This is a genomic window from Streptomyces sp. 3-6 (genome assembly GCF_056323165.1).
The window spans coordinates 298,103-320,844 of sequence record NZ_JBWHZP010000003.1 but is presented as its reverse complement, the minus strand read 5'-3'; the positions used below and the strand labels follow the sequence as shown (position 1 = coordinate 320,844).

Here is a 22,742-nt window from a genome sequence, read left to right as displayed (position 1 = left end):
GTACCGGCGTCACATCGTGGCGCCGGCCATCGTGCGGCAGGAGTCGGCGCAGCGGCGGCACGCCTCGGCGCAGCGCGTCATCTGCTTGTCGTCCGGCATGCTCATACACGCCTGGGCACACGTGTCGCAGGCCGTGGCGCACATCGCGCACATGTCGGGTGCGAGCGGCGAGCGGCGCATCATCATGTCGGCGCACAGCCGGGTCGTCTCGGCGCAGTCGATGAGCGCGCGCATGATCATGACCGGTGCCTCGCCGCCCATCTGCAGGCAGTGGCTCATGGTCTGCTCGCACATGCCGTGGCAGGTCATGCACGCGTCGATGCAGTCCTGCATCTCCTTGCTCAGCGGGGCGGCGGCGGATTGCTGCGTCATGGTTCCTCCCGGGAGTCCGCGAGGACCGGGGGGCGGCCCCCGCCCCTCCGTCCTACGCCCCTCGCCCCATGACCACCACAGGAACGGCCCCGCACCGGTCCCGCACCGGCCCCGCTTTCCGCGCCCGCCGGGCGACGGCCTGCTTGGGAGCGCCGACAACGGCAAGAAGAAGTGAGGCGCCCCGGTCGGAGCGACCACGCCGGGAGGAATCGACGAGCGGCCCAGGGAGAGCATCCATGACCCAGGTGACACCGGACACGGACCCCGCACGGACAGCGGAGGCGGAACGCAAACGGCTGCGCAGACGGCTGGAGCGGCTGCTCGGCATCGCGGCCACCGAGGGCAACGAGCTGGTGCCGTTGCGCAACGGCGACCGGATCTTCCCCGAGATGCTGGCCGCGGTCCGGGCCGCCGAGCACACCGTCGACATGATGACCTTCGTCTACTGGCGGGGCGACATCGCGCGGGAGTTCGCCGAGGCGCTCTCCGAACGGGCCCGCGCGGGCGTGCGCGTCCGGCTGCTGCTGGACGGCTTCGGGGCCAAGGAGATAGAGCCGGACCTGCTGGACGCCATGCGGCGGGCCGGCGTCCAGGTGGCCTGGTTCCGCAAGCCGACCCGGCTGTCACCGATGCGGCAGAACCACCGCTGCCACCGCAAGGTCCTGGTCACCGACGAGCACACCGCGTTCACCGGCGGTGTCGGCATCGCCGAGGAGTGGTGCGGCGACGCCCGCGGCCCGGGCGAGTGGCGCGACACCCACGTGCGGGTCCGGGGGCCCGCCGTGGACGGGATAGCGGCGGCCTTCGCCCAGAACTGGGCGGAGTGCCACGACGACCTGTACGACGACCGCGACCGCTTCACCGACCAGGACCAGCCGGGCACCGCCACGGTCCAGGTGGTGCGCGGTTCGGCGAGTTTCGGCTGGCAGGACATGCAGACGCTGCTGCGGGTGATGATCACCTCGGCCCGCGAGCGCTTCCGCCTCTCCACCGCCTACTTCGCGCCCGACCCCTATTTCGTCGACCTGCTGTGTGCCGCCGCCCGCCGCGGCGTGCGGGTGGAGATCCTGCTGCCGGGCCCGCACACCGACCAGCGCGCCTGCCTGCTGGCCGGACGGCAGCACTACGCGACCCTGACCGAAGCGGGCGTGGAGGTGCGGGAGTACCAGCCGACGATGCTGCACACGAAGATCATCACGGTGGACGGGGTGTGCTCCCTGATCGGCTCCACCAACTTCAACCGCCGCTCCTTGGAGCACGACGAGGAGGTCATGCTGGCCGTCCTCGACGAGGACTTCACGGCGGCCCTGGACGCCGACTTCGACGCGGACCGCGAGCTGAGCGAGCCGATCGACCCGGACCGCTGGCGGCGCCGCCCCCTGCCCGCGCGTCTGGCCGAGGCCGCGGTCACCCCGATCCGGCGTTTCCTGTGAGCCGCAGGCGGTGAGTGTCCGGCGTGGCGGTGTCCCCCACGGAGCGCGGCTCGGGGCCGCGGCCGGGGGCGGCCGGGGGACTCCCCCGACCCGACGACCTGCTCGACCAGCTCCGGTCGGACGTCGTGCCCGGCCCGAGCGGGCTGGCTCACGGCCCTCCCGGGCCGGGTGACGCGCCCGCCGCCGGGCCCGGACGGCAGCGGGGGGTGCCCCGGTCCCCCGGGGCACCCCACCTTCCGCCTCGCCCGCTGTTACGGCAGGTTGCGGGCCATCACGATCCGCTGGACCTGGTTCGTACCTTCGTAGATCTGGGTGATCTTCGCGTCCCGCATCATCCGCTCGACCGGGTAGTCACGGGTGTAGCCGTAGCCGCCGAGGAGCTGGACGGCGTCCGTGGTGACCTCCATGGCGACGTCGGAGGCGAAGCACTTGGCGGCGGCGCCCTGGAAGGTCAGGTCGGCGTCGCCCCGCTCGGACTTGGCCGCGGCGGCGTAGGTCAGCTGGCGCGCGGCCTCGATCTTCATGGCCATGTCGGCGAGCATGAACTGGATGCCCTGGAAGTCGGCGATCGGCTTGCCGAACTGCTTGCGCTCCTGGACGTAACCCTTGGCGTAGTCGAGGGCGCCCTGGGCGATGCCGAGGGCCTGGGCCGCGATGGTGATGCGGGTGTGGTCCAGGGTCTTCATCGCCGTGGCGAAGCCGGTGCCCTCCTCGCCGATCATGCGGTCGGCGGGGATGCGGACGTTGTCCAGGTAGACCTCGCGGGTGGGCGAGCCCTTGATGCCCAGCTTCTTCTCCGGCGCGCCGAAGGAGACGCCCTCGTCCGACTTCTCCACCACGAAGGCGGAGATGCCCTTGGAGCGCTTGGTGGGGTCGGTGACCGCCATGACGGTGTAGTACTCGGAGACGCCCGCGTTGGTGATCCAGCGCTTCACGCCGTTGAGGACGTAGTGGTCGCCGTCGCGGACCGCCTTGGTCTTCATGCCGGCCGCGTCGGAGCCGGCGTCCGGCTCGGAGAGGCAGTACGAGAACATCGCGTCGCCCTTGGCGAGCGGGGTCATGTACCGCTTCTTGAGTTCCTCGGAGCCGGAGAGCAGCACGGGCAGCGAGCCCAGCTTGTTGACGGCGGGGATGAGGGAGGAGGACGCGCAGGCGCGGGCCACCTCCTCGATGACGATGACGGTGGCGAGCGCGTCGGCACCGGCACCGCCGTACTGCTCGGGCACGTGGACGGCGTGCAGGTCGTTGGCGACCAGCGCGTCGAGGGCCTCCTGCGGGAAGCGTGCTTCCTCGTCCACCGCGGCGGCGTGCGGCGAGATCTTCGCCTCGGCCAGGGAGCGGACGGCGTCACGGAGCATGTCGTGCTCTTCGGACGGGCGGTACAGGTCGAAGTCAGCCGATCCGGCCAAGGTCTCTCACGCTCCAAAACGCGGCGGTACTGGCGCTAACTACTGTTAAGTAACACCAATTTTAGAGCTCCGCGCGCCCTCGTGGATAGGTGAGCTTGACGACAGCGGTCCGCCTGCCCCGCGCGGCCCCTCCGCGCGGCCCGGATATGCTCGGGCGCGCACTGTGCCGTAGACCCCTGGAGCACCCCATGGCCCTCAAGATCACCGTGATCGGGACCGGTTATCTCGGCGCGACGCACGCCGCGGCCATGGCGGAGCTCGGGTTCGAGGTGCTGGGCCTCGACGTCGTCCCCGAGAAGATCGACATGCTCCGCCGCGGCGAGGTCCCGATGTACGAGCCGGGGCTGCAGGAGCTGCTGCGCCGGCACGTGGCCGGGATCGAGGGCTCCACCGGGCGGCTGCGCTTCACCATGGACTGGGCCGAGGTCGGCGAGTTCGGCGACGTCCACTTCGTCTGCGTGAACACTCCGCAGCGGCACGGCGAGTACGCCTGCGACATGTCGTACGTGGACGCCGCCTTCGCCTCGCTGGCCCCGCACCTGAAGGGTCCGGCCCTGGTCGTCGGCAAGTCGACGGTGCCGGTGGGGTCGGCGGACCGGCTGGCCGCCTACCTGGCGGAGCACGCCCCGGCCGGCGGGGACGCGGAGCTGGCGTGGAACCCGGAGTTCCTGCGCGAGGGCTTCGCGGTGAAGGACACGCTGCACCCGGACCGGATCGTGGTGGGCGTGCGCGGTGAGCGGGCCGAGAAGCTGCTGCGCGAGGTGTACGCGACGCCGATCGGTGAGGGGTCGCCGTTCGTGGTGACCGACTTCCCGACCGCGGAGCTGGTGAAGACGTCCGCGAACTCTTTCCTGGCGACGAAGATCTCCTTCATCAACGCCATGGCCGAGGTGTGCGAGACCGCGGGCGGCGACGTCGCCAAGCTGGCGGAGGCGATCGGGTACGACGACCGGATCGGGGCGAAGTTCCTGCGGGCGGGGATCGGCTTCGGCGGGGGCTGCCTGCCGAAGGACATCCGGGCGTTCATGGCGCGCGCGGGTGAGCTGGGCGCGGACCAGGCGCTGACGTTCCTGCGGGAGATCGACTCCATCAACATGCGCCAGCGGGGCCGGATGGTCGAGCTGACCCGGCAGGAGCTGGGCGGCGGGCCGTTCCTGGGCCGGCGGGTGGCGGTGCTGGGCGCGACGTTCAAGCCGGACTCGGACGACGTGCGGGACTCCCCCGCGCTGAACGTCGCCGGTCAGATCCACCTCCAGGGCGGCCAGGTCACGGTGTACGACCCGAAGGGCATGGACAACGCCCGTACGGTCTTCCCGACCCTGGGGTACGCCGATTCCGCGCTGGAGGCGGTGCGGGGCGCGGACGTGGTGCTGCACCTGACGGAGTGGCGGGAGTTCCGGGAGCTGGACCCGCAGGCGCTGGGCGAGGTGGCCGCGGAGCGGCTGATCCTGGACGGGCGCAACGCGCTCGACGCCGAGGTGTGGCGGCGGGCGGGGTGGCGTTACCGCGCGATGGGACGGCCCACCGCCTGACGGGGTGGGTGCGGCCCACCGCCTGACAGGGCGGGGGCGGCCTACCGCCTGACGGAGCGGGGACGGCCCCCTGCCTCACGGAGTGGGTCGGAGGCGGTCCGGCTCCTGACGGGGCGGGTGCGGGCGGTCCGGCGCCTGACGGGGCGGGGGCTCGGCGCCCCCGGTCGACGACGGAGGACGCCGGTTCGGCCGAGGCTCAGTCGGCCGAACCGGCGTCCTGTTGCATTCTGCACCACGCGGGGCCACGGGGGTGTGGTCACGGCCACTCCCGCCGCCGAGGGCCCTCGCCGGCCCCGCCCCGGCGCCGGTCCCCGGTCGGCGGCGCGCCGGCCCCGGGCCCCGGCCGGCCCCTCTCAGGCCCGCCCCCGCGCTCCCGCTCCCCCGCCGTCCGGTGACGGCCGCTCCTCCGTCCCCCGGGCCCGGTAGCGACGCATCTTGGCGCGGGCCCCGCACACCTGCATCGAGCACCAGCGGCCCCGTCCGGCCGGGCTGCGGTCGTAGTACGCCCAGTGGCAGGTGACCGCCTCGCACGCCTTGAGCCGGGCCCAGGTGCCCGTCGAGACGGCTTCCGCCACGGCCGCGGCGACCCGGGAGAGCAGGGGTGCGCCGTCGAGCGGCGCGAGGGCGGCGGAGCCGTCGGCCGGGTCGACGGTGACGACGAGGGGGGCGGCGGCGAGCAGGTCGCCGAGCGGGGTCACCGGGCGGTGCGGCGGGTGGCCGGCGTGGGCGAGCAGCGTGGCGCGCAGCGATTCGCGCAGTTCCCGGGCGGCGGGGAGGTCGTCCTCGGTGAGCCCGTAGGGCGCGCGGCCGTCCGCGGTGTCGAGGGCGTCGGCGCCCGACTCCAGGTCCACCGTGTTGACCAGGGCCTGGATCAGGGCCGGTCCTCCGGGCGGGGCGGCTCTCTCACTCATGCGGGGACGGTACCTCTCGTATATCCCTTGCGAGGTTACCGGCTCTACGGGAGCATGCAGTAACCGTTACCGGTTACCCGCATCTGGGGGTAACCCGCGAAGGAGGAATCATGTCCGTAGCCAAGGTGGGCGCCGTCGTCCTGGACTGCCGGGACCCGCGGGCCCTGGCGGGTTTCTACGCCGACGTGGTCGGCGGCACCCCGGAGGGCGAGGGCGACTGGGTGCAGGTGCAGGTGCCCGGCGGCCCGCTCCTCGCCTTCCAGGGCGCCCCCGGTCACGTACCGCCGCAGTGGCCCGCGCCCGACCACTCGCAGCAGTTCCACCTCGATCTGGAGGTGGAGGACCTGGACGCGGCCGAGAAGGAGGTGCTGGCGCTCGGCGCCCGGCCGTTGGACACCGAGGACCGCACGCGGACCTTCCGGGTTTACGCGGACCCGGCGGGGCACCCGTTCTGCCTCTGTGCCTGCTGACTCCGTGCCCGCTGACTCCGTGCCCGCTCACTCCGTGCTTGCTGACTCCGTGACTGCTGCCCCGGGAGGAACCATGGCCGCCGTGGCCCGTCTGCGCTCCGTCGTCGTCGACTGCCCCGAGCCCCGTGAACTGGCCCTGTTCTACGCGGCCGTCGGCGGCGGCGTCCCCGAGGAACAGGACCGCGACTGGGTGGTGCTCCAGCTGCCCGGCGGGCCGCGGCTCGCCTTCCAGCGGGCCGAGGGGTACGCCCCGCCGGCCTGGCCGAGCGCCGACCACGACTCGCAGCAGTTCCACCTCGACTTCGACGCCGGCGGGACGTGGGCCGAGGTGGACGAGGCCGAGCAGAAGGTCCTGGCGCTGGGCGCGCGGGTGCTGGACCGGGAGGACGACGAGACGAAGGGCTTCCGAGTGTACGCCGACCCGGCGGGACACCCCTTCTGCCTGTGCCGCGTCGAGCAGCCCTGACGTCCCGGGACGCCTCGGCCGGCCGGGGCCGGACGGGGGCCTCACCGGCCCCGGCCGGGACGGACACCTCGTCACCGGCCCCGGCCCCGGCCGGACCGCGTCACCGGCCGCTGCCGTCGAGATCCGTGATCGTGGCCGTCGACGGGGGCCGCCGGTGCCGGGCCGCGCGGGCGGTGAAGTCCGCGGCGCGCAGCACCCGCTGCACGTTCCCCCAGGTCACGAGGCCCACCTCGGCCTCCGACCAGCCACGTCGCAGCAGCTCGGCGACCAGCGTCGGGTAGCCGGAGGTGTCGGGGAGTTCCTGCGGGTGGGCCGAGCCGGTGTCGTAGGTCCCGGAGAGACCGACGGACTCCGGCCCGGCCGTCCGGCGGACGTGGTCGAGGTGGTCGGCGACGTCCCGGACGGTCGGCCCGGTCTGCTCGGCGGTCAGCGGCACCAGGCACAGTCCGCCCGCCGCACCCACCTCGGCGAGCAGGTCGTCGGGCAGGTTCGCGGGGTGGGGGCGCAGGGCGCGGGCGGCGGACCGGCTGAACAGCGCGGGCGCCCGGGAGACGGTGAGGACCCGGCGGACCGTCCGGGCGGAGGCGTCGGTCAGCTCCGGCAGCACGCCCAGCCGGTTCATCTCCCGCACCACCTCCTCGCCGAACCGGGTCAGCCCGGCCGGGCCCGCCCAGGACGTGCCGTGCAGGGAGAGCACCCGCAGCCCGAGGCCGTGCAGCACACGCAGCACCGCCAGCGAGTCACCCATCGCCGACGCGTTCACGGTGCCCGAACAGCACCGCGATCCGGCCCCGGTGGCGGGCGTCGGCGACCTCACCGGCGCTGCCCGCCGGGAGCAGGCCCTCGTCGTGCGCGGCGACGACCGACCGGGCCAGGTCCAGCTGGTCCAGGGCCGCCACCACCGCGCGTCCGCCGTCACCCGCGTCGGGCAGGTCCAGGGTCCAGAACACCGCGCCGACCTGTCCCGCGCGCAGCCGCGGCAGGTCCGCCTCGACGGCGCTGTCCCCAAGGTCCAGGTCGTACCACGGCAGGGACCGCAGCACCTGCGGCAGCCCGCTGCACCCGTCGGCCACGGGGTGGACGGTGAGGACGGCACGGGCGCGGGTGAGCAGGTCCTCGTCCGGGTCGGAGAGGGGCCGGGCGGGGTCCGGGGGGACGACGACCCCCCTCGTCGACGAAGGCGGACGGTTCGGTCCGCTCGTCGAGGCGGCCGACCTCGCTCGCGGGGTGCAGGTCGTCCTGGAGATCGGCCATGACGGGCTCCGTACTCGTGACCTCGGGGCGCGACCACCGGAACCGACCGCGCGTCCGGGTGCTCGCTGTGCTCGCAGTACGGCCACCGTGGCACGGCGCGCCGGGAGACTGCCTGGTGGACGGGGCGTATGGGGGTACGGAGGCGGGCAGGGCGGGGAGGCACCCCGGCTGGACGCGGCGCCCCCGGTTCGACGGGCTCGACCGACGGGCTCAGGCCGGCGGGTTCAGGCCGACGGGTTCAGGCCGACGGTCCCGCTCCTGCGGTTCGTGCCGCCACCGATGAGTCCCATGCTCCGTCGGGGTCCACCCCCCGGGGTGGCCGCGCCGTGCATGGTCACCCCCGCACATCGCCTCGCCCGTGGAGCGAGGAACCGCCGACCGAGGAGTGACGTGATCATCATCGCCGGGAGACTGCGGGTGGACGCCGCGGAGCGCGACGCCTACGTGGCCGGATGCGCGAAGGTCGTGGCGCAGGCCCGGACCACCACCGGGTGTCTGGACTTCGCCCTGTCCGCCGACCCGGTCGAGCCGGACCGGGTCAACGTCTACGAACGGTGGGAGAGCGAGGAGGCCCTCGCCCGCTTCCGTGGCTCCGGTCCGGACACCGGGCAGACCGCCCTCATCCGCGAGGCCGACGTGAGCACCTACCGGATCTCGGACGTGGGGGCCCCGTAGGACCGCGGGCGCCGCGTCCCACAGCCCGCGCCTCCCGTTCCGGGACCGGGGCCGGCCACCCGGGGCTCGGCCCCGCGGCACCCGCCGCGTCCAGGGACCGGCCGACCGACGCCTGCGCCGGTGCCCGGTTCCGGGACGCGGTCCCCGAAACGGCTCCGCAACGAGGCCGGTTACGGGGTGAGGATGAACCCCTCACCTTCCGCCGACCCCGCCCTCAGCCGTCGAGATCCTCGAGGGTGGCGTTCGACGGGGGGCGGGTGGTGCGCAGGTCGCGGGAGACGTCCTCGGCGGCGGCCAGGACCCGTACCGCGTTCTGCCAGGTCAGCTTGGCCAGGTCGGTCCGGGACCAGCCGCGGTCCAGGAGCTCGGCGAGGAGGTTCGGGTAGCCGGAGACGTCGTCCAGGCCGTCGGGGGTGAAGGCGGTGCCGTCGTAGTCGCCGCCGATGCCCAGGTGGTCGATGCCGGCCGCCTCGCGCATGTGGTCCAGGTGGTCGGCCACCGTGGCCGTGGTGGCGACCGGGCGGGGGTGGCGCTCCTCGAAGGCGCGGTGCACCTTCATCGCCTCGGGGGTGGTGTCGAGGTGGTGGAAGCCGTGGGCCCGCATGTTCTCGTCGGCCGCGGCCGTCCAGTCGACGGCGGCCTGGAGCACGAACTTGGGCACGAAGGTCACCATCGCGATACCACCGTTGGCGGGCAGCCGCTCCAGGACGTCGTCGGGGATGTTGCGCGGGTGGTCGCAGACGGCGCGGGCGGAGGAGTGCGAGAAGATCACCGGTGCGGAGGTGGCGTCCAGCGCGTCCCGCATCGTGGTGGCGGCGACGTGGGAGAGGTCGACCAGCATGCCGAGCCGGTTCATCTCCCGCACGACCTCGCGGCCGAACGCCGTCAGGCCGCCCGCCCGGGGCTCGTCGGTCGCCGAGTCGGCCCAGTCCACGTTGTGGTTGTGGGTGAGCGTCAGATAACGCACGCCGAGGTCGTACAACCCCCGCAGGGTGCCGAGGGAGTTGGCGATCGAGTGGCCGCCCTCCGCGCCCATCAGGGAGGCGATGCGGCCGTCGGCCCGGGCCGCCTCCATGTCGGCGGCGGTCAGCGCGGGCGCCAGGTCCTTCGGGTGGCGTGCCAGCAACTGCCGTACGCAGTCGATCTGTTCGAGGGTGGCGGGAACGGGGTCCGGCTGGTCCGCGCGGACGTACACCGACCAGAACTGCGCGCCGACGCCGCCCGCCCGCAGCCGGGGGATGTCGGTGTGCAGGTGGGCGGACTGGTCGGCGGCGATGTCGCGGGCGTCGAGGTCGTAGCGGACCTGTTGGCGCAGCGCCCAGGGCAGGTCGTTGTGCCCGTCGACGACGGGGAACTCGGCCAGCAGCGCACGGGCGTCGTCGAGGGACGTCATGGCACCCACCCCGCTCACGTGCCGAAGCCGAAGCCGGCGCCGGAGCCCTCGGCCCTGGCCCGCAGGCGCCTGCCCTTCTCGGTGGCCTGGTCGTTCAGCTCCTGCTGGAAGTCCCGCATGCGGGCGAGGAGTTCGGCGTCGTGGGCGGCGAGCATGCGGGCCGCGAGCAGGCCGGCGTTGCGCGCGCCGGCGACGGAGACGGTGGCGACCGGGACGCCGGCCGGCATCTGCACGATGGACAGCAGGGAGTCCATGCCGTCGAGGTACTTCAGCGGCACGGGCACGCCGATCACCGGCAGCGGGGTGACCGAGGCGAGCATGCCGGGCAGGTGGGCGGCGCCGCCCGCACCGGCGATGATCGCCTTCAGTCCGCGGTCCGCGGCCTGCTCGCCGTAGGCGATCATCTCGCGGGGCATGCGGTGCGCGGAGACGACGTCGACCTCGTAGGGGATCTCGAACTCGTCGAGGGCCTTGGCGGCGGCCTCCATGACGGGCCAGTCGGAGTCCGACCCCATGACGATGCCTACGACCGGGCTCGGGCTCATTCGGTGATCGTCCCTCTCAGGTAACCGGCTGCGTGACGGGCGCGCTCCAGCACGTCGTCGAGATCGTCGCCGTAGGTGTTGACGTGGCCGACCTTGCGGCCGGGCTTCACGTCCTTGCCGTACATGTGGATCTTCAACTGCGGGTCGCGGGCCATGCAGTGCAGGTACGCGGAGTACATGTCCGGGTAGTCGCCGCCCAGGACGTTGACCATGACCGTCCACGGCGCGCGCGGGCGCGGGTCGCCGAGCGGCAGGTCGAGGACGGCGCGCACGTGGTTGGCGAACTGCGAGGTGATCGCGCCGTCCATGGTCCAGTGGCCGGAGTTGTGCGGGCGCATGGCCAGCTCGTTGACGAGGATGCGACCGTCGCTGGTCTGGAACAGCTCGACCGCGAGGTGGCCGACGACGCCGAGTTCCTTGGCGATGTTCAGTGCCATCTCCTCGGCGCGCAGCGCCAGCTCCTCGTCCAGGCCGGGCGCGGGCGCGATGACCGTGTCGCAGACGCCGCCGACCTGCTGGGACTCGACGACCGGGTAGGCGACGGCCTGGCCGTGCGGGGAGCGCACCACGTTGGCGGCCAGCTCGCGCACGAAGTCGACCTTCTCCTCGGCGAGCACGGGAACGCCCGCCTTGAACGGTTCGGCGGCCTCCTCGACGGAGTCGACGACCCACACGCCCTTGCCGTCGTAGCCGCCGCGGACGGTCTTCAGCACGACGGGGAACCCCTCGCCCTCCCCGGCGAACGCGGCCACGTCCTCGGGGCCGGCGACGATGCGGTGCCGCGGGCAGGGCACGCCGATCGCGTCCAGCTTCGCGCGCATCACGCCCTTGTCCTGGGCGTGCACCAGAGCGTCCGGGCCGGGGCGGACGGGGATGCCGTCCGCCTCCAGGGCCCGGAGGTGCTCCGTGGGGACGTGCTCGTGATCGAAGGTGATCACGTCGCAGCCGCGCGCGAACGCACGCAGCGTGTCCAGGTCGCGGTAGTCGCCCACGACGACGTCACCGACGACCTGCGCCGCGGAATCCTGCGGAGTGTCGCTGAGGAGCTTGAACCTGATGCCGAGCGGGATGCCCGCCTCGTGTGTCATACGAGCGAGCTGACCCCCGCCGACCATGCCGACTACCGGGAATGTCACCTCCCCAGGGTATCCGCCGCGGCCAGGTGGCCGGTTCCGTCGGGTGCTGCCCGCCGGTCCGCCGCACGTCACGCCCGGCCAGGCCCGTCGCGCGGCCCGCCCACCGGCGGTTTCCGGCCCGTTCGTCCATCCGTCCGCAGGAAGATCGCGCGAGCGGGTGGTTAGCATGGCTGGGTTGACGCATCCGACGGACGGGAGCCTGCTGGCGATGGAACGCGGTTCCTCGGGGCTCCGACGGCTCTTCCGCGAAGTGGCCAAGTTCGGCGCGGTGGGCGGGGCGGGCGTGCTGGTCAACCTGGGTGTGTTCAACCTGGTGCGCCAGGTGACCGACCTCCAGGTGGTGCGGGCGAGCGTCATCGCGACGATCGTGGCGATCGTCTTCAACTACGTGGGCTTCCGCTACTTCACCTACCGCGACCGCGACAAGACCCGGCGCACCCGCGAGATGTCGCTGTTCCTGCTGTTCAGCGCGGTCGGCCTGGTGATCGAGAACGGTGTTCTCTACACCGCGACGTACGGCTTCGGCTGGGACAGCCCGCTGCAGAGCAACATCTTCAAGTTCCTCGGCATCGGCGTGGCCACGCTGTTCCGCTTCTGGTCCTACCGCAGCTGGGTGTTCCGGGCGCTGCCGGTGCGCGAGCCCGCGGCGGGTCCGGTCGCCGGGGGCGGTCCGCAGCGGGCCGCCGCCCGGCAGCGCGTGCCGTAGGAGGACGTCCCGGCACGTGCCGTGACGAGGCGGCCCCCGAGCGCCATCCCCCTGCGTCCCGGCCTGGCCGGCCGGCCCCCCGAGCGCACCACCCCGGCCCACGGCGTCCGCCGCGACCCGCGGTCGGCGGACCGGTCAGCGGACCGTGCGCCCGCCCTCGTCGGGGGACTTCTGCGGGGGTGTCCGGGACAGGAACAGGCCGAACACCGGGGGCTTGGCCTGCAGCATCTCCAGCCGTCCGCCGTCCGCCTCTGCCAGGTCACGGGCGACCGCGAGGCCGATGCCGGTGGAGTTGTGGCCGCTGATCGCCCGCTCGAAGATGCGGGCCCCCAGCTCGGCGGGCACCCCGGGCCCCTCGTCGGTGACCTCGACGACGACCTGGTTGCCGGTGACCCGGGTGCGCAGGGCGACCGTGCCGCCGCCGTGCATCAGGGAGTTCTCGATCAGCGCGGCGAGCACCTGGGCGACCGCGCCCGGGGTGCCCACGGCCCGCAGGTTGCGCTTGCCGGAGCTGACGATGGCGCGGCCCGCACTGCGGTAGGCGGGGCGCCATTCGGCGAGCTGCTGCTGGATGACCTCGTCCAGCTCGAAGGTGACCGCGGAGCCGGTGCGCGGGTCGCGGGCGTTGGTGAGCAGCCGCTCCACCACGTCCGTCAGCCGTTCCACCTGGGTGAGGGCGATGGTCGCCTCGTCCTTCACGGTGTCCGGGTCGTCGGTGAGGGTGATCTCCTCCAGGCGCATGGACAGCGCGGTGAGCGGGGTGCGCAGCTGGTGGGAGGCGTCGGCGGCCAGGCGCCGCTCGGCGGTCAGCATGCGCGCGATGCGCTCGGCGGAGGAGTCCAGCACGTCGGCGACCCGGTCCAGCTCGGGCACGCCGTAGCGCCGGTGCCGGGGGCGCGGGTCGCCGGAGCCGAGGCGTTCGGCGGTCTCGGCGAGGTCGGTGAGCGGGGAGGCGAGCCGGTTGGCCTGGCGCACGGCCAGCAGCACCGCGGCGATCACCGCGAGGAGCGCCACCAGGGCGATGATCAGCAGGGTGCGGCCGACCTCCCGGGTCACCGAGGAGCGTGGCTCCTGCACGGTGACCGTCTCGCCCTCCTTGCCGGGCGCGGAGGCGCTGATGACGTCGCCCTCCGGCTTGGTGCCGATCTCTATGGGCTCCCGCCCGGGGATCGCGACGACGGCGTAGCGGTCCTCGGTGATCTGATCGCTGAGGACCTCGGCGCTGATCTTCTCCTCGACCAGCAGCCGGCTGTCGACGATGCTGGCCAGCCGCACCGCCTCGGACTCCACGCGCTCGCGGGCGGCGTCGCTGATGGTGCGGGTCTCCACGATCACCAGGGAGACGCCGAAGACGGCGATCACGACGAGCACCACGGCGAGCGTGGACTGGATCAGACGGCGGCGCATGGCCTGTTACGCAACATGTCCTCGTATCCGGCACCGGCCCCGGCGTGGGGGCTCAGCTCTTCTCGAAGCGGAAACCGACACCGCGCACGGTGGCGATGTAGCGGGGGTTGGCGGCGTCGTCGCCCAGCTTCTTGCGCAGCCACGAGATGTGCATGTCGAGGGTCTTGGTCGACGACCACCAGGTGGTGTCCCAGACCTCGCGCATCAGCTGGTCCCGGGTGACGACCCGGCCCGCGTCCCGGACCAGCACCCGCAGCAGGTCGAACTCCTTGGCGGTGAGCTGGAGTTCCTCGTCGCCCATCCAGGCCCGGTGCGACTCGACGTCGATCCGGACGCCGTGGGTGGCGGGCGGCTGCTGCGGCTCGGCGGCGCCGCGCCGCAGCAGGGCGCGTACGCGGGCGAGGAGTTCGGCGAGGCGGAACGGCTTGGTGACGTAGTCGTCGGCGCCGGCGTCCAGGCCGACGACCGTGTCCACCTCGTCGGCGCGGGCGGTCAGGATCAGGACGGGGACCGTGTGCCCCTCCGCGCGCAGCCGGCGGGCCACCTCCAGCCCGTCCATGCCGGGCAGCCCGAGGTCGAGCACCACCAGGTCGACGCCGCCGCGCATCCCGGCGTCGAGCGCGCCGGGTCCGTCCTCGCGCACCTCCACCTCGTACCCCTCCCGGCGCAGGGCGCGGGCCAGCGGCTCCGAAATGGACGCGTCGTCCTCGGCGAGCAGTACACGGGTCATGGACTGATGGTAGTCCCGCCGTCCCCGGGGCCAGGGCTGTGATCGCCGGGCGGGGCTCCCACCGGTGCCTCGGGTGCTCCCCCGCCCCCGTCGTGAACGGTGCGGGGGCTCGCGGCGCCCCGGTGGCCGTCCTGCGGCTGTGGGGTGCGAAGGTGGGGAGGGCCTTCGAAAGGGCGATCGACACGCCCGAAAACCTGTGATTCACGTCTCAAGTCCGTCGATGTCCCGCGCTGTCCCGCACTGTCCTGCCGTATGGTGAACCAACGCCTGTTGCACCACGGGGACCTTTGGCGCAGTTGACGCCGAAGGTCTCTTTCGCGTGCGGTCCGGTGCGGGTTCCGCCCCGCCGGTCCCGGAAGGAATGACCTGTTGCCGGGCCTGTCGCGTGCATCGCCGCGCGGAAGGCGTGGATCCCGGTGGCCGCCGTCCGCCGCTCCGCGATCCGGAGCGGGATCCCCCGGGCGTGGGGTGGACGGCACGGCCCGCCGGTGCCGGCTCCCCCCACCGGGCGCGTGCACCCTCGCGCGGACGCGTCCCGACCAGCAAGGAACGACCATGGCGTCCAGCCTGACGAAGGACTCGGTGAGTCCGGGTACCCCCGGCGCCGAGAAGACCTTCTTCGGCCATCCCCGCGGACTGGCCACTCTGTTCATGACCGAGATGTGGGAGCGGTTCTCCTACTACGGCATGAAGGCCCTGCTCACCGTCTACCTGTTGTCCGGCGGTCCGGACGCGGGCAAGGACAGCATGGGCGGCGGCCTGGCCATGGACGTGGCCACCACCACCGTCATCGTCTCCGTCTACTCGGCGATGGTCTACCTGCTCGCGATGCCCGGCGGCTGGCTCGGCGACCGCGTCTGGGGGCCGCGCCGCACGGTGGCCATCGCCTCCGTCACGATCATGTCCGGCCACGTGGTGCTGGCCCTGCCCGGCGGCCAGGCGCCGTTCTTCGCCGGCCTGGCGCTCGTCGCGGTCGGCTCGGGCCTGCTCAAGGCCAACATCTCGACCATGGTCGGCCACCTGTACGACGGCCCGGAGGACCCGCGTCGCGACGGCGGCTTCACGATCTTCTACATGGGCATCAACATGGGTGCCTTCTTCGCCCCGCTGGCCATCGGCACCGTCGGCCAGCAGGTCAGCTGGCACCTCGGCTTCGGCATGGCCGCGGTCGGCATGGCGATCGGCCTCGCGGCCTTCCTCCTGGGCACCCGCAACCTGAGCCCGCGGAGCAGTGTCGTCCCCAAGCCGCTGGCGGCCGAGGAGCGCGTGGCCTGGCTGCGCAAGGGCCTGATCTGGACGGCCGTCACCGCCGTCTTCTACGGCATCGTCGGCTTCACCGGCCACTTCACGCTGAACTGGGCGATGATCCCGCTGACCGTCATCGGCCTGCTCGTCCCGACGGGTGTGCTGGTGCGCATCAAGCGGGACAAGGAGCTCTCCTCGGACGAGCAGTCGAAGATGACCGGCTACATCTGGTTCTTCGTCGCCGCCGCCGTGTTCTGGATGATCTACGACCAGGGCGCGTCCACGGTCCAGGCGTTCGGTGAGGGCAAGGCCTCCGGCTCCCTGCTGGGCTTCGACTTCCCGTCCTCCTGGTACCAGTCGCTGAACCCGCTGTTCATCATGGCCCTGGCCCCGGTGTTCGCCTCGCTCTGGCTGTGGCTGAACCGCAGGGGCAAGGAGCCGAGCACGATCGTGAAGTTCTCGATGGCGCTGGTCCTGATCGGCGTGTCGTTCTTCTTCTTCCTCATCCCGCTGGGGATGGCGGCCGGCGGCACCGCGGTCAGCCCGATGTGGCTGGTGGGCGTCTACTTCATCATGACGGTGGGCGAGCTGTGCCTCTCGCCGGTCGGCCTGTCCGTGACGACGAAGATGGCCCCCGCCAAGTACGCCGGCCAGATGATGGGCGTGTGGTTCCTCGCCGTCACCGCCGGCGACTCGATCACCGGCCTGATGTCCAACCCGGCGGTCGGCGGGGTGGACCTCAGCGGCTCCGCCGCGGTGGCCGTGCAGGCGACCCTCGCCGCCCTCGCGGGCGTGGCGGTCTTCATGTACCGGCGCAACGTCAAGTCCCGCATGGGCGACGTCCGCTGACGTCGCCCGACGACCGCGCGAAGGGCCGCCGCACCTCCGGGTGCGGCGGCCCTCGCCGTCTGCGGCCCCCGGCGGCGAGGGCCACCGGTGCCGGCCGGCCGTGGCGCCCGCCGGACGGGCCGTCAGGCGGGCAGGCCGTCAGGCCGTCAGGCCGTCGTGCGTGCGCTCCGGGGGCGGGTGGGGCTGCCGCACGGGAGCGGGTGGAGAGCGGGGAAGAGCCCGGGGGAACGGCGGACATCGCACGTCCCGGTCGTCGGCTCCTCACCCGGCTTCTGCCCCGGCCTCCGGAGGGTCCATGCTCACGTGCGGGCACGGTCCCGGACCACCGGCACCCGGCTGCGCGCTGACGGCGCGTCGGACCGGCGTGAATCGGACGGGCGCGCATCGGACCGGGGTGCATCGGACGGGGGCGCTGCCGGACCGGGAGGTACCGGACCGGGGCGCGTCGGACCGGGGCGTACCGGTACGCCCGAAGCCGTCAGGAAGCAGGCGGGACGGGACACACGGGGAAACCCAACAACGGGAAACTCAGCAGGAGTCGAGGCGCGCGCCGGGTCCGCGGTGGCCCGGGGAGGCGCGGGGGAAGGGGAGAGAGGGCGCACGCCGGATCCGTGGTGATCCGGCGAGTGCGTGCGGGGTGACGAGGGCCGGGAGGCCCGGGAGGTGTCAGGCGGGGGTGCCGAGTTCCGCCCAGACGGTCTTGCCGGGCATGCCCGGTGTGCGGACGACGCCCCAGTCCAGGCAGAGGCGCTGGACGATGAACATGCCGTGGCCACCGGGCCGGCCCGCCCGGTGCGGGGTGCGCGGGGCCGGATGACCGGTGCCCCGGTCGGTGACCTCCACGCGGATCACCTTGTTGTCGCAGGTGATGCCGAGCTGGTCGGGCCCTTCGGCGTGCAGGCAGGCGTTGGTGACCAGTTCGGACACGACGAGCAGGACGTCCTCGGCGGCGGCCCGCTGCTCGGCGCCCGCGGCGGGCAGCCAGCCCCACGCGTACAGCGCCTGGCGGGTGAAGTCCCGGGCGAGCGGGACGACGCCGCTCTGGTCGTCGAAGGTCAGTCTGCGGGTCTGCCGTCCTCCCGGCCCGGGCGTCCCGCCGGCCGCGGGCGGCGGGGAGTCCGTCGCCTTCGCCGCGGCGGGCTGCCCGGACGGCGCCCCCCGCGCGCCGCCGGACGCCTGCGTCATCCGTGCGGTGCCCCCGGACGCACCGGAAGCGCCGCTGGGCTCCGCACCGCGGTCGCCCGGCGGGTAGGGCCGGGTGGTGCTCATCAGCGCTTCACCTCACCGTGTCACCAGTTCACCATTCAAAATTTCCATGCTCAGTCAGTCACGCCGTGAACGGCCCGGCCGGTTCTCGCCGGTGCCATGACCACGGCTTCCGATCCGTTCAGCATGTCTCCTGCCCGGGGGCACGGACGGAACACCCCCGTATTCGCACGAAAAGAGGCGTCGGCGGGATCACGCGTGTCACCGCGGCCGCCGGGGCGCCCCTCGCCGCTCACGGCCGGCCCGCCCGTACGGATCACGCGGGATCGTCGGCCAGAGCCGCCTCGAGCGTGTCGTGAACGGTGAACACGGCGTCCGCCCCGGTGATCTCGAACACCCGCGCCACCACGGGCTGCATGCCCGCGAGGTGCACCCCGCCACCGGCGGCCTCGGCCTTCAGCCGGGCGCCGAGCAGGACATTGAGCCCCGTGGAGTCGCAGAACTCCAGCCGGGAGCAGTCGATGACCAGCCTCTTGAATCCCTTGGCGAGGCAGCCCTCCAGCGGCTCGCGCAACAGGTCGGCGGTGTGGTGATCCAACTCACCCGCCGGTGTCACAACGGCACTGGGGCCTTCTTCTCGCACCTCGACCAGAAGCCGGCCCGACTGTGCGCTGCCGACCGTCCCGCGGTCCATGCCGCTCTCTCTCCTGCCGTCGTGACTGCTTGCTGACGCTCTCGAACATTACGCCTTCCCGCCGCGCTTCGACAGCCGAACAATCCCCCGCAAACGGACATAAACCAACAAAACGCACTTGCGGCGGGCTCGGCAAAGCGGGTAGGGCTAGTAAAGACACGTACCCGACACGGCCGGCTTTGGAGGCGCCGCACACCGCAGTGCACGTATTTGGCTTCGGCAGCCATATGCCGAGAACGATGGAGGACATCATGTCACCCCGGCTCGACGCATCGCCTACCCATACAGCGACGTCGACACGCTCTCCGGAACATCTGATTCCCCTCGAGCCGGACGACGACCCCGTCGTCCTGGACGATCTGCTCGCCGGTCTCCCGGAGATCCCCCCGTACGACGAGGTGGCCCCGGTCGACGCCCGGGCCCTGTCCAAGACCCTCTTCGAGCGCCTCGAAACGCTGGACGAAGGCACCCACGAGTACTCGTACGTACGCAACACGCTCGTCGAACTCAATCTCGCCCTGGTCAAGTTCGCCGCCTCTCGCTTCCGCTCCCGCAGCGAGCCGATGGAGGACATCATCCAGGTCGGCACCATCGGCCTGATCAAGGCGATCGACCGCTTCGAGCTGTCGCGCGGGGTGGAGTTCCCCACGTTCGCCATGCCGACGATCATCGGCGAGATCAAGCGCTTCTTCCGCGACACCTCGTGGTCCGTGCGCGTCCCGCGCAGGCTCCAGGAACTGCGGCTGGACCTGGCCAAGGCCGGTGACGAACTGGCCCAGCAGCTCGACCGCGCGCCGACAGTGGCCGAGCTCGCCGCACACCTGGGCATCACCAACGACGAGGTCGTCGAGGGCATGGCGGCGTCCAACGCCTACACCGCCTCCTCGCTGGACGCCCAGCCGGAGGAGGACGACGCCGAGGGCGCGCTGGCCGACCGGATCGGCTACGAGGACCACGGCCTCGAAGGCATCGAGTACGTCGAGTCCCTGAAGCCGCTGATCGCCGAGCTACCGGCCCGCGACCGGAAGATCCTGTCGCTGCGCTTCGTGGCCGGCATGACGCAGTCGGAGATCGGTGAGGAGCTGGGCATCTCCCAGATGCACGTCTCCCGGCTGCTCTCCCGCACCCTGGTGAAACTGCGCAAGGGTCTGACCGTCGAGGAGTGACCCGACAGCGTCCCGCGTCCGCCCGGCACCGGGGCACCGGACTCCGGACGGGCGCGGGGCGCTCTCGTTACCCACGGTCACCCCTATCTTCACACGCCGTCTTCCTCCACTATGGGCTCGCCAAACTGGCCGGTAGGTCAGGAACGCCGGGGCACGGACCCGGTGACGCGAGGAGGCGTGCATGGCTGCGGGCGACGACGAGACGGTCCACGGTGACGGCGCGACACCCCCCGGCCCGCACACGGGCGCGTCCGACACCCGGCTGACCGACCTGCTGCGAGGCGACACCGCGGCCGCCTACGCGGCCCTGCGGGAACTCCGGGCCCGGCACGGCCCCGCCGTGCACGCGTACGCCCGCCAGTGCGCCACCGGCGAGTCGACGGCACGTCAGCTCGCCGCCCAGGCCTTCACCCTGGCGGCCCGTCAGACCGCGCACGGCAGCGACCCCGGCGGCCCGCTCCGCCACCACCTGCTGCTGCTCACCGCCCGCGTCGCCGCCTCCTGGGCCGCCGACGGGCGGGCCGGCGGGCTCGACCCCGGACTGCACCTGCTGCTCACCTCCGCCGGCCCCGGCGGGCCGGTGCCGCCCATGCTGGCCGCGTTCCGCACCCTGCCGTACCGGACCCAGGGGCTGCTCTGGTACGGGGTCGTGGAGCGGGAGAGCGCGGACCGCACGGCCGCCCTGCTAGGCGTGGCCCCCCGGGACGTGGCCCAGGGCACCGACTCCGCGCTGCGGTCGCTCGGCCAGGCGTGCCTGCGCGGCCGGCTGGCCGCCTCCGACGACCCCCGCTGCGCCGACTTCCGGCGGCTCATCACGGAGGCGGTGCGCCCCGACGCCCCGCGCGACAGCGCGGACCTGCACACGCACCGGGCCCGCTGCTCCGTCTGCACGGCGGCGTACGAGGAGCTGTGCGCGCTGCGCGACGCCCCGGCTCCCACCCTCGCGGAGGGCCTGCTGCCGTGGGCGGGCACCGCCTACGCGGCCCGTGCCGGCCGGGCCCCGGCGCCGCCCGGGCCGGACTCCGCCGGCGCCGGGGCGGGCGCCGCGGCACCGGCCGGGGCCGGGTTCGCCGCCCTGCGGTCGCTGCCGCGGTCCCGGCGCCTGGTGCTGGCCTCGGCGGTGCTAGGGATGGGCGTGCTGCCGCTGCTGCTGTTCCTGAGGCCGCCCGCCGAGCCCGCGGCCGAGGACACGGCCGGCTCGTCCGTCCCCCTGCCCGTGCCGCCGCCGGTGACGGTGACGGCCACGCCGTCGTCGTCCGCCCCGCCCTCCCCGTCCACGAGCACCCCGTCGCCGTCACCGTCGCGGACCCGGCCGCCGGGCCCCTCGCAGCCGCCCCGGGCCACCCCGTCCCCGACCCGCGAGGCGCCCACGCACCCGCCGCCGGGCGCCGCCTACGCCCCGGTCGTCAACGTCGCCCGGGGCCTGTGCCTGGACATCCGCGGCGGCGTCCTGGAGAAGCGCACCGACGTGGTCACCGCGCCCTGCGACTCCTCCCCCACGCAGCGGTGGCGGTTCGACCGCGGGCGGGGGGTGCTCCAGTCCGCCGCCGATCCCGACTACTGCCTGGACAGCCGGGGCGCGGTGGGCCGCGGGGTCGGCATCTGGGAGTGCGACTCGGTCGACGGGCGCAACGGGCAGAACCTCCGGTTCGCCGTCGACGCCCGCGGGGTGATCCGCCCCGCGATCGCCCCGGGCCACGCTCTCACCCCGTCCGGCGGTGACGCGGTGTCCCTGGTGGCCGAGACGGGACGGGCCGACCAGCGGTGGCGGGCGGGGAGCTGACGGACCGGCACGGCGGCGGGCCGGGGTACGGCGTCCCGCCGGTCGCGGGCGCGGCGGGGGCGGGGAACCCGCCCGGCGTCCGCGCCGCCGCACCCCGTCGGTCACACCCCGTCGGTCACACCGCGCCGGTCACACCACGCGCACGCCGCTCCGCCACACCCCCGCGACCAGCGGGACGCCGGGGCGGTAGGCGAGGTGCACGTGACTGGGGGCGTCGAGGAGCACCAGGTCCGCCCGGGCCCCCGGGGCGATGCGGCCGACGTCGGTACGGCGCAGGGCCGCCGCGCCGCCCGCGGTGGCCGACCAGACGGCCTCGTCCGGCGTCATCCCCATGTCCCGCACCGCGAGGGCGATGCAGAACGCGACGGAGGACGTGAACGAGGAGCCCGGGTTGCAGTCGGTGGACAGCGCCACGGTGGCCCCTGCGTCCAGCAGGCGGCGCGCGTCGGGCCAGGCGGCCCGGGTGGAGAACTCGGCGCCGGGCAGCAGCGTGGCGACGGTCCGGCTGTGGGCGAGGGCGTCCACGTCGGCGTCGGTGAGGTGGGTGCAGTGGTCGGCGCTGGCCGCGTCGACCTCCACGGCGAGCTGGACGCCGGGGCCGTGGGTGAGCTGGTTCGCGTGGATGCGGGGGCGCAGGCCCCTGGCCCGGCCCGCGGTGAGGACGGCGCGGGCCTGGTCGCCGTCGAAGGCTCCCTGCTCGCAGAACACGTCGATCCAGCGGGCGTGCGGCGCGCAGGCGTCCAGCATCTCGCCGGTGACGAGGTCCACGTAGGCGGCCGGGTCGTCCGCGAACTCGGGGGCGACGATGTGGGCGCCGAGGTAGGTGACCTCGTCGGTGTGGCGGGCGGCCAGGCGCAGGGCGCGGGACTCGTCGGCGACGGTCAGGCCGTAGCCGGACTTGGTCTCGAAGGTGGTGGTGCCCTGCCGGAGCGCCTCGGCGAGGTAGCGGGTGAGGTTCGCCTCCAGTTCCGCGTCGGTGGCGGCGCGGGTGGCGGCGACGGTGGTGCGGATGCCGCCCGCGCTGTAGGGGCGGCCGGACATGCGGGCGTTGAACTCCTCGGTGCGGTCGCCCGCGAAGACCAGGTGGGAGTGGGAGTCCACGAAGCCCGGGACGACCGCCCGGCCGCCGGCGTCGACCCGGTTGTCAGTGGCGGGTGCTTTGCTTGCCTCACCGGTCCACACGACGTGGTCGCCGTCGATGACGACGGCCGCGTCGCGGATCAGGCCCAGGGGGGAGTCCCGTTCGAGGGAGGGGTCGTTGGTGACCAGTGCGGCGATGTCGGTGATGAGGGTGCTGCTGCTCATGGTGTCCTCGTGGATGGCTCGGCGGGCGCTTCCGGCGGGCGGCAGGCGGTTGTCG

20 protein-coding genes and 1 pseudogene are annotated in these 22,742 nt (G+C 73.4%); 9 read left to right on the top strand and 12 right to left on the bottom strand.

The window, feature by feature from the left end:
* Positions 1–9 precede the first annotated feature (9 nt).
* A complete protein-coding gene (locus tag AC02VZ_RS07470; RefSeq protein WP_476474889.1) occupies positions 10–372 on the bottom strand; it encodes a four-helix bundle copper-binding protein in 363 nt (120 codons plus the stop codon).
* A gap of 236 nt (positions 373–608) precedes the next feature.
* Between AC02VZ_RS07470 and AC02VZ_RS07465 the strand changes: the two genes are divergently transcribed.
* Entirely contained in the window at positions 609–1,805 is a 1,197-nt protein-coding gene (locus AC02VZ_RS07465; protein ID WP_476474888.1) for a phospholipase D-like domain-containing protein, read from the top strand.
* A 251-nt stretch (positions 1,806–2,056) separates the two neighbouring features.
* Here AC02VZ_RS07465 and AC02VZ_RS07460 read toward each other — a convergent pair whose 3' ends face one another.
* Positions 2,057–3,214 (bottom strand): acyl-CoA dehydrogenase, encoded by a 1,158-nt coding sequence (locus AC02VZ_RS07460; protein ID WP_432056182.1) that lies wholly within the window; start codon positions 3,212–3,214, stop codon positions 2,057–2,059.
* 188 nt (positions 3,215–3,402) lie between these two features.
* On the opposite strand from AC02VZ_RS07460, the gene AC02VZ_RS07455 reads away from it, so the two are divergent.
* Positions 3,403–4,746 (top strand): UDP-glucose dehydrogenase family protein, encoded by a 1,344-nt coding sequence (locus tag AC02VZ_RS07455; protein WP_432056181.1) that lies wholly within the window; start codon positions 3,403–3,405, stop codon positions 4,744–4,746.
* Between the two features lie 353 nt (positions 4,747–5,099).
* On the opposite strand, the gene AC02VZ_RS07450 is transcribed toward AC02VZ_RS07455, so the two are convergent.
* Positions 5,100–5,657, bottom strand: coding sequence for a CGNR zinc finger domain-containing protein (locus tag AC02VZ_RS07450; RefSeq protein WP_476474887.1), 558 nt, complete (start codon positions 5,655–5,657; stop codon positions 5,100–5,102).
* A 110-nt stretch (positions 5,658–5,767) separates the two neighbouring features.
* Between AC02VZ_RS07450 and AC02VZ_RS07445 the strand changes: the two genes are divergently transcribed.
* Together AC02VZ_RS07445 and AC02VZ_RS07440 are read left to right on the top strand one after the other, a co-directional pair.
* On the top strand, positions 5,768–6,127 hold the full coding sequence (locus AC02VZ_RS07445; RefSeq protein WP_432056179.1) for a VOC family protein: 360 nt from the start codon (positions 5,768–5,770) through the stop codon (positions 6,125–6,127).
* A 73-nt stretch (positions 6,128–6,200) separates the two neighbouring features.
* Positions 6,201–6,593: a VOC family protein gene (locus tag AC02VZ_RS07440; RefSeq protein ID WP_432056178.1), complete on the top strand. Its 393-nt coding sequence runs from the start codon at positions 6,201–6,203 to the stop codon at positions 6,591–6,593.
* 100 nt (positions 6,594–6,693) lie between these two features.
* On the opposite strand, the pseudogene AC02VZ_RS07435 reads toward AC02VZ_RS07440, so the two are convergent.
* Positions 6,694–7,847 (bottom strand): annotated as a pseudogene (locus AC02VZ_RS07435) (dipeptidase).
* A 390-nt stretch (positions 7,848–8,237) separates the two neighbouring features.
* Between AC02VZ_RS07435 and AC02VZ_RS07430 the strand changes: the two are divergent.
* Positions 8,238–8,522 (top strand): putative quinol monooxygenase, encoded by a 285-nt coding sequence (locus tag AC02VZ_RS07430; protein ID WP_476474886.1) that lies wholly within the window; start codon positions 8,238–8,240, stop codon positions 8,520–8,522.
* Positions 8,523–8,736: 214 nt separating this feature from the next.
* On the opposite strand, the gene AC02VZ_RS07425 is transcribed toward AC02VZ_RS07430, so the two are convergent.
* From AC02VZ_RS07425 to AC02VZ_RS07415, 3 genes are read right to left on the bottom strand one after another with little or no spacing between them, the layout of a single operon-like run.
* Entirely contained in the window at positions 8,737–9,915 is a 1,179-nt protein-coding gene (locus tag AC02VZ_RS07425) for a dipeptidase (RefSeq protein WP_476474885.1), read from the bottom strand.
* Between the two features lie 14 nt (positions 9,916–9,929).
* Positions 9,930–10,460, bottom strand: a complete 531-nt coding sequence (purE, locus tag AC02VZ_RS07420; protein WP_432056174.1) for a 5-(carboxyamino)imidazole ribonucleotide mutase — start codon at positions 10,458–10,460, stop codon at positions 9,930–9,932.
* Positions 10,457–11,596: a 5-(carboxyamino)imidazole ribonucleotide synthase gene (locus AC02VZ_RS07415; protein WP_476474884.1), complete on the bottom strand. Its 1,140-nt coding sequence runs from the start codon at positions 11,594–11,596 to the stop codon at positions 10,457–10,459. The genes purE and AC02VZ_RS07415 overlap by 4 nt, the downstream gene beginning before the upstream one ends.
* Positions 11,597–11,804: 208 nt before the next feature.
* Between AC02VZ_RS07415 and AC02VZ_RS07410 the strand changes: the two genes are divergently transcribed.
* Entirely contained in the window at positions 11,805–12,302 is a 498-nt protein-coding gene (locus AC02VZ_RS07410; protein ID WP_476474910.1) for a GtrA family protein, read from the top strand.
* A 135-nt stretch (positions 12,303–12,437) separates the two neighbouring features.
* Here the strand turns inward: AC02VZ_RS07410 and AC02VZ_RS07405 are convergent, their stop codons facing one another.
* Complete coding sequence (locus AC02VZ_RS07405; RefSeq protein WP_432056172.1) at positions 12,438–13,709, bottom strand: ATP-binding protein; 1,272 nt, start codon at positions 13,707–13,709, stop codon at positions 12,438–12,440.
* A gap of 52 nt (positions 13,710–13,761) precedes the next feature.
* Entirely contained in the window at positions 13,762–14,439 is a 678-nt protein-coding gene (locus AC02VZ_RS07400; RefSeq protein WP_432056171.1) for a response regulator transcription factor, read from the bottom strand.
* A gap of 555 nt (positions 14,440–14,994) precedes the next feature.
* Between AC02VZ_RS07400 and AC02VZ_RS07395 the strand changes: the two genes are divergently transcribed.
* Entirely contained in the window at positions 14,995–16,533 is a 1,539-nt protein-coding gene (locus AC02VZ_RS07395) for a peptide MFS transporter (protein ID WP_476474883.1), read from the top strand.
* A 666-nt stretch (positions 16,534–17,199) separates the two neighbouring features.
* On the opposite strand, the gene AC02VZ_RS07390 is transcribed toward AC02VZ_RS07395, so the two are convergent.
* Together AC02VZ_RS07390 and AC02VZ_RS07385 are read right to left on the bottom strand one after the other, a co-directional pair.
* A complete protein-coding gene (locus AC02VZ_RS07390) occupies positions 17,200–17,802 on the bottom strand; it encodes an ATP-binding protein (protein ID WP_476474882.1) in 603 nt (200 codons plus the stop codon).
* A 253-nt stretch (positions 17,803–18,055) separates the two neighbouring features.
* Positions 18,056–18,433 (bottom strand): STAS domain-containing protein, encoded by a 378-nt coding sequence (locus AC02VZ_RS07385; protein WP_476474881.1) that lies wholly within the window; start codon positions 18,431–18,433, stop codon positions 18,056–18,058.
* Between the two features lie 239 nt (positions 18,434–18,672).
* Here AC02VZ_RS07385 and AC02VZ_RS07380 point away from each other — a divergent pair, with 239 nt between their 5' ends.
* Both AC02VZ_RS07380 and AC02VZ_RS07375 read left to right on the top strand, forming a co-directional pair.
* Positions 18,673–19,599 carry an RNA polymerase sigma factor SigF gene (locus tag AC02VZ_RS07380; RefSeq protein ID WP_432056167.1) on the top strand — a complete coding sequence of 309 codons (927 nt, stop codon included), beginning with the start codon at positions 18,673–18,675 and terminating at the stop codon, positions 19,597–19,599.
* A gap of 181 nt (positions 19,600–19,780) precedes the next feature.
* The gene (locus AC02VZ_RS07375; protein ID WP_476474880.1) at positions 19,781–21,382 is read left to right on the top strand and encodes a ricin-type beta-trefoil lectin domain protein; all 1,602 of its coding nucleotides are present in this window, start codon (positions 19,781–19,783) and stop codon (positions 21,380–21,382) included.
* Between the two features lie 129 nt (positions 21,383–21,511).
* Here the strand turns inward: AC02VZ_RS07375 and hutI are convergent, their stop codons facing one another.
* A complete protein-coding gene (gene hutI, locus AC02VZ_RS07370; RefSeq protein WP_476474879.1) occupies positions 21,512–22,687 on the bottom strand; it encodes an imidazolonepropionase in 1,176 nt (391 codons plus the stop codon).
* Between the last annotated feature and the right edge of the window lie 55 nt (positions 22,688–22,742).

Excerpts from the sequence above, each read along its gene's own strand:
- AC02VZ_RS07425 (WP_476474885.1), bottom strand. The coding sequence starts at position 9,915 with ATGACGTCCCTCGACGACGCCCGTGCGCTGCTGGCCGAGTTCCCCGTC.
- AC02VZ_RS07440 (WP_432056178.1), top strand. The coding sequence starts at position 6,201 with ATGGCCGCCGTGGCCCGTCTGCGCTCCGTCGTCGTCGACTGCCCCGAG.
- AC02VZ_RS07400 (WP_432056171.1), bottom strand. The coding sequence starts at position 14,439 with ATGACCCGTGTACTGCTCGCCGAGGACGACGCGTCCATTTCGGAGCCG.
- AC02VZ_RS07410 (WP_476474910.1), top strand. The coding sequence starts at position 11,805 with ATGGAACGCGGTTCCTCGGGGCTCCGACGGCTCTTCCGCGAAGTGGCC.
- AC02VZ_RS07465 (WP_476474888.1), top strand. The coding sequence starts at position 609 with ATGACCCAGGTGACACCGGACACGGACCCCGCACGGACAGCGGAGGCG.
- AC02VZ_RS07395 (WP_476474883.1), top strand. The coding sequence starts at position 14,995 with ATGGCGTCCAGCCTGACGAAGGACTCGGTGAGTCCGGGTACCCCCGGC.
- AC02VZ_RS07380 (WP_432056167.1), top strand. The coding sequence starts at position 18,673 with ATGGAGGACATCATGTCACCCCGGCTCGACGCATCGCCTACCCATACA.
- AC02VZ_RS07455 (WP_432056181.1), top strand. The coding sequence starts at position 3,403 with ATGGCCCTCAAGATCACCGTGATCGGGACCGGTTATCTCGGCGCGACG.
- AC02VZ_RS07375 (WP_476474880.1), top strand. The coding sequence starts at position 19,781 with ATGGCTGCGGGCGACGACGAGACGGTCCACGGTGACGGCGCGACACCC.
- hutI (WP_476474879.1), bottom strand. The coding sequence starts at position 22,687 with ATGAGCAGCAGCACCCTCATCACCGACATCGCCGCACTGGTCACCAAC.
- AC02VZ_RS07445 (WP_432056179.1), top strand. The coding sequence starts at position 5,768 with ATGTCCGTAGCCAAGGTGGGCGCCGTCGTCCTGGACTGCCGGGACCCG.
- purE (WP_432056174.1), bottom strand. The coding sequence starts at position 10,460 with ATGAGCCCGAGCCCGGTCGTAGGCATCGTCATGGGGTCGGACTCCGAC.
- AC02VZ_RS07385 (WP_476474881.1), bottom strand. The coding sequence starts at position 18,433 with ATGGACCGCGGGACGGTCGGCAGCGCACAGTCGGGCCGGCTTCTGGTC.
- AC02VZ_RS07390 (WP_476474882.1), bottom strand. The coding sequence starts at position 17,802 with ATGAGCACCACCCGGCCCTACCCGCCGGGCGACCGCGGTGCGGAGCCC.
- AC02VZ_RS07450 (WP_476474887.1), bottom strand. The coding sequence starts at position 5,657 with ATGAGTGAGAGAGCCGCCCCGCCCGGAGGACCGGCCCTGATCCAGGCC.
- AC02VZ_RS07405 (WP_432056172.1), bottom strand. The coding sequence starts at position 13,709 with ATGCGCCGCCGTCTGATCCAGTCCACGCTCGCCGTGGTGCTCGTCGTG.
- AC02VZ_RS07470 (WP_476474889.1), bottom strand. The coding sequence starts at position 372 with ATGACGCAGCAATCCGCCGCCGCCCCGCTGAGCAAGGAGATGCAGGAC.